The organism is Microvirga subterranea, from assembly GCF_003350535.1.
GTDB classification, from domain to species: domain Bacteria; phylum Pseudomonadota; class Alphaproteobacteria; order Rhizobiales; family Beijerinckiaceae; genus Microvirga; species Microvirga subterranea.
Genome location: NZ_QQBB01000029.1, coordinates 1 through 4,055 on the forward strand (window position 1 = coordinate 1; position 4,055 = coordinate 4,055).

The 4,055-nt window shown below is 71.2% G+C and carries 3 protein-coding genes; all 3 read right to left on the reverse strand.

Annotated features, from left to right (window positions below; translation table 11 throughout):
• A partial coding sequence (locus tag DES45_RS24580) for a chemotaxis protein CheW (protein WP_114773551.1) occupies positions 1-437 on the reverse strand: 437 nt, incomplete at its 3' end.
• The gene (locus DES45_RS24585; protein ID WP_114773552.1) at positions 434-3,205 is read right to left on the reverse strand and encodes a hybrid sensor histidine kinase/response regulator; all 2,772 of its coding nucleotides are present in this window, start codon (positions 3,203-3,205) and stop codon (positions 434-436) included. The genes DES45_RS24580 and DES45_RS24585, both read right to left, overlap by 4 nt.
• An 82-nt stretch (positions 3,206-3,287) precedes the next feature.
• Positions 3,288-4,055, reverse strand: a 768-nt coding sequence (locus tag DES45_RS24590) for a methyl-accepting chemotaxis protein (protein WP_245571887.1), incomplete at its 5' end; no start/stop codon positions are given.

Genomic DNA, 4,055 nt, shown 5'->3' on the forward strand with positions numbered 1-4,055 from the left:
ACGTTTAGGATGACGAGGAGTGTTGCGTTGAGCTGGTGGACGCCGTGTGAGAGGCTGGCCCATCGCGGGTCGAGGTGGACCGGGTTGGGCTGCAGTTCCTCGGGGTCGAGTTTCAGCACCTCCCCCACCGCATCCACCAGCAGCCCGTACGCCTCCCCCTGGTGCTCCAGACCCACCGCCATCCGACGCTCCGCCGCGCCCGCATCCGGCAGCCGCAGGCGACGCCGCAAGCTCACCGCCGTCACCACCCGCCCGCGCAGGTTCAAAAGCCCCGCAATCTCGGCCGACGCCAGCGGCACCGACGTCATCTCCGACACCACGAACACGTCGTGCACCCGGTCGATCGGCAAGCCCAACAGCTGGCCCGCCACCGTCACCGTCACGTACTCCACCTGGCGCGCAAACCCCTTCGCGCCGCCCTTGGCCGCCATGCTCATGCCGCCTCCTCCCGCACCCCGTCCAGCTCCGCAAGCGCCGCCAGAAGGCCGCGCCGGTCGAACTTCGCCACCAGCTCGCTCACCGCCAGACGGTGCGCCTGCGCCACCTCGCGCGGATCATGCCGCACGGTCAGACCGATCACCGGCAGCCGCGCGAACCGGCTCGAGCCCCGCACGCTCCCCACCAGATCGAACCCGGACCGGTCCGGCAGCTCGAGCTCGCTCACCAGCACGTCCACCGCCACCCCCGAGGCCAGCACCTGCAGCGCCTCCGCGGCGCTGCCCGCGCTCACCACCTTGTAGCCCGAGGCCTTGAGCACCGGGGTCAGCATGTTGCGGAAGAACGCCGAGCCGTCGACCAGCAGCACCGTGCGCCCCGATCCCGCCGGCGTGCTCGCCCGCATCCAGGCCTCCGCCACCAGCGGCAGGTAATGGGCCACGTTCACCACCTCGGTCGCCCGGCCCCGGATCACCGCCGAGCCCACCAGGTCCGAGCGGTCCGCCACCAGCTCGATGTCGAGCCGCTCGTCCACGATGTCGACGATCTCGGCCACCGCCAGCCCGAGCGACAGCTCCCCGTCCGAGAACACCACCAGGGCCTGCGACCCCTCGCGCCGGATCGCCAGAGCCTCGTCGCACGCCACCAGCGGCATCAGCCGGCCGCGGTACTGCACCAGCGGCCGCCCGCTCACCCACTCGATCGTGGACGCCTCGATCTCCTCCAGCCGCGTCACCAGCGACAAAGGCACCGCCTTGAGGCTCTCGGCCCCGCCGCGGAACACCAGCATGGTGGTGGTCTCCTCGTCGGGGGCGCCCGCCTGCTCGCCCGCCTCGTCGGCCCCGAGCGGCCCGTCCTCCGAGCCCGAGCCCACCATCCGGGCAAGCCCGTTCGGGTCCACGATCAGCACCACCGCCCCGTCGCCCAGGATCGTGTTGCCCGAGAACAGCTGGATGTGGCGCAGCTTCGACGACATCGGCTTGACCACGATCTCCTCGGTGTGGAACACCCCGTCGACCAGGATGCCGAAGCGCTGGCGCCCGACCTGGGTCACCACCACGAAGCCCGCATCCGCCGTCTCCTCGCCCGACAGCCCCAGCACCTTCGACAAAGGCACGATGGGAAGAAGCCGCTCGCGCAGGCGCAACACCGGCGTGCCGTTGAGCCGCTCGATCGTGTGCTCGGAGCCCGGCGTCACCCGCACCAGCTCCAGCACCGCCACCTGCGGGATGGCGTAGCGCTGGTCTTTCGAGGCCACGATCAGGGCCGCCACGATGGCCAGCGTCAGCGGGATCTTGATCGTGAACGTGGTGCCCCGGCCCGGCTCCGAGCGGATGTCGACCGTGCCGCCGATCAGCTCGATGTTGGTCTTGACCACGTCCATGCCCACGCCCCGGCCCGACACCGACGTCACCGCCGCCGCCGTGGAGAAGCCCGGGTGGAAGATGAACTTGGCCACCTGGGCGTCGCTCATGCGCTCGACCTCGGCCTCGGCCGCGATCCCGCGCTCGACCGCCTTTTTGCGGATTGCCGCGAAGTTGAGCCCCTTGCCGTCGTCGGCGATCTCGATCGTGATCGTGCCGCCCTCGTGGTAGGCGTTGAGCCGGATCGTGCCGCGCTCGGGCTTGCCCGCCGCCTGGCGCTCGGCCGGGCTCTCGATGCCGTGGTCGGCGGAGTTGCGCACCATGTGGGTGAGCGGGTCCTTGATCACCTCCAGCACCTGGCGGTCGAGCTCGGTCTCGGCGCCCTGCATCACCAGCTCGATCTTCTTGTCGAGCTCGGCCGAGAGGTCGCGCACCACCCGCGGCAGCTTCTGCCAGGCGTTGCCGATCGGCTGCATGCGGGTGCGCATGACCCCGTCCTGCAGCTCGGCGGTGACGTGCGACAGGCGCTGCAGCGGCACCTTGTAGCTGCTGTCGTCGACCCGGCGCGAGATCTCGAGCAGCTGGTTGCGGGTGAGCACCAGCTCCGACACCATGGTCATGAGGTGCTCGAGCGTGTCGACGTTGACCCGGATCGTCTGCACCTTGGGCCCGGCGCTGTCGGGCCCGTCCTCGGCCTTGTCGGGGCGGGCCTCGGCGACGGGCTTGGCGGCGGGCGCAGGCTTGGCGGGCGGCGCGGCCTTCCGCGCCGGCCCCGGCGCCTCGCGGAAGGCGCGCTCGAGCTCGTCGAGCGAGACCTCGCCCGGCTTGAGCGGCCGCTCCAGCACCTGGTAGGCGAGCGTGCCGGTGGTCACGGCCGCCGTCCGCTCGGGCCCCGGCGCCTCGCGGAAGGCGCGTTCCAACTCATCGAGCGGCACCTCGCCGGGCAAAAGCGCGCGCTCCAGCACCTGGTAGGTGAGCGTGCCGGCGGTGAGCGCAGGCCCGGCCGGGGCGGCGGCCGGCGCGTCGACCGGCTCCTGGGCGGCCATGGCCTCGAGCGCGTCGATCAGGTCGGCATCGGAGCCGTCCGGCTCGGCGGCGTCGCGCTCGAGGTCGGCCAGGATCTCCTTGATCCGGTCGAGCGTCGACAGGATCAGGGTCACGGCCGCGGAGGTGACCGGCATGCCGTCGCGGAACTTGCCCATCAGGGTCTCGGCCGCGTGCGCCAGCGCCTCCAGGCGCGGGAGGCCTAAGAAGCCGCAGGTGCCCTTGATGGTGTGCACGAGGCGGAAGATGTTGCTCAAGATCGCCTTGTTGTTGGGATCCTGCTCGAAGCGCACCAGCTCCACATCGACGGTGTCGAGGTGCTCGGCCGTCTCGGTCAGAAACTCACGCAGAAGATCGTCCATGGACGCCACTCACTTGGGTTCGGCCGCCGCACGCGGCCGCGCAACAGGCGCCGGCGCAAGGGCGCGCGCCGGCGGGTCGGGATCAGGCGGCCTTGACGCCGGACAGGAAGGCGTCGACCTCGCCGCCCAGGCTGGCGGAATGGCGCGCCAGCTCCTGGGCGGCGGTGAGCACCTGGGCGGCGGCCGCCCCGGTCTCGCCGGCGCCCTGGCGCACCTCGCCGATGGTGCCGGTCACCGCCTCGGTGCCGCGCGCCGCCTCCTGGACGTTGCGGGAGATCTCGGCGGTGGCCGCCCCCTGCTCCTCCATGGCGGCCGCGATCGAGACCGAGATCTGGCTCATCTCGCCGATGGTGCTGGCAATGGTCTGGATGGCGCGCACGGCCTCGGACGTCGCCTGCTGGACGGATGCGATCTGGGCCGAGATCTCCTCCGTGGCCTTGGAGGTCTGGTTGGCGAGCTCCTTGACCTCGGAGGCCACGACCGCAAAGCCCTTGCCGGCTTCGCCCGCGCGCGCCGCCTCGATGGTGGCGTTGAGCGCCAAGAGGTTGGTCTGGGAGGCGATGTTGTTGATGAGCTGGATGACGTTGCCGATCTTCTCGGCGGTGTCGGCGAGCGCCTGGACGGTGAGGTTGGTGCGCTGGGCGTCGGCCACGGCGCGCTCGGCGATGTGGGAGGATTGGGTCACCTGGGCGGCGATCTCGCGGATGGAGATGGACAGCTCCTCGGTGGCGGCCGCGACCGTCTGGACGTTGGCCGAGGTCTGCTCGGCCGCCGACGCCACCCCCACCGATTGCTGCCGCGCCCGGTCCGCAACGCCCGTCATCAAACGTGCAGTCCCCTCCAACTCAGA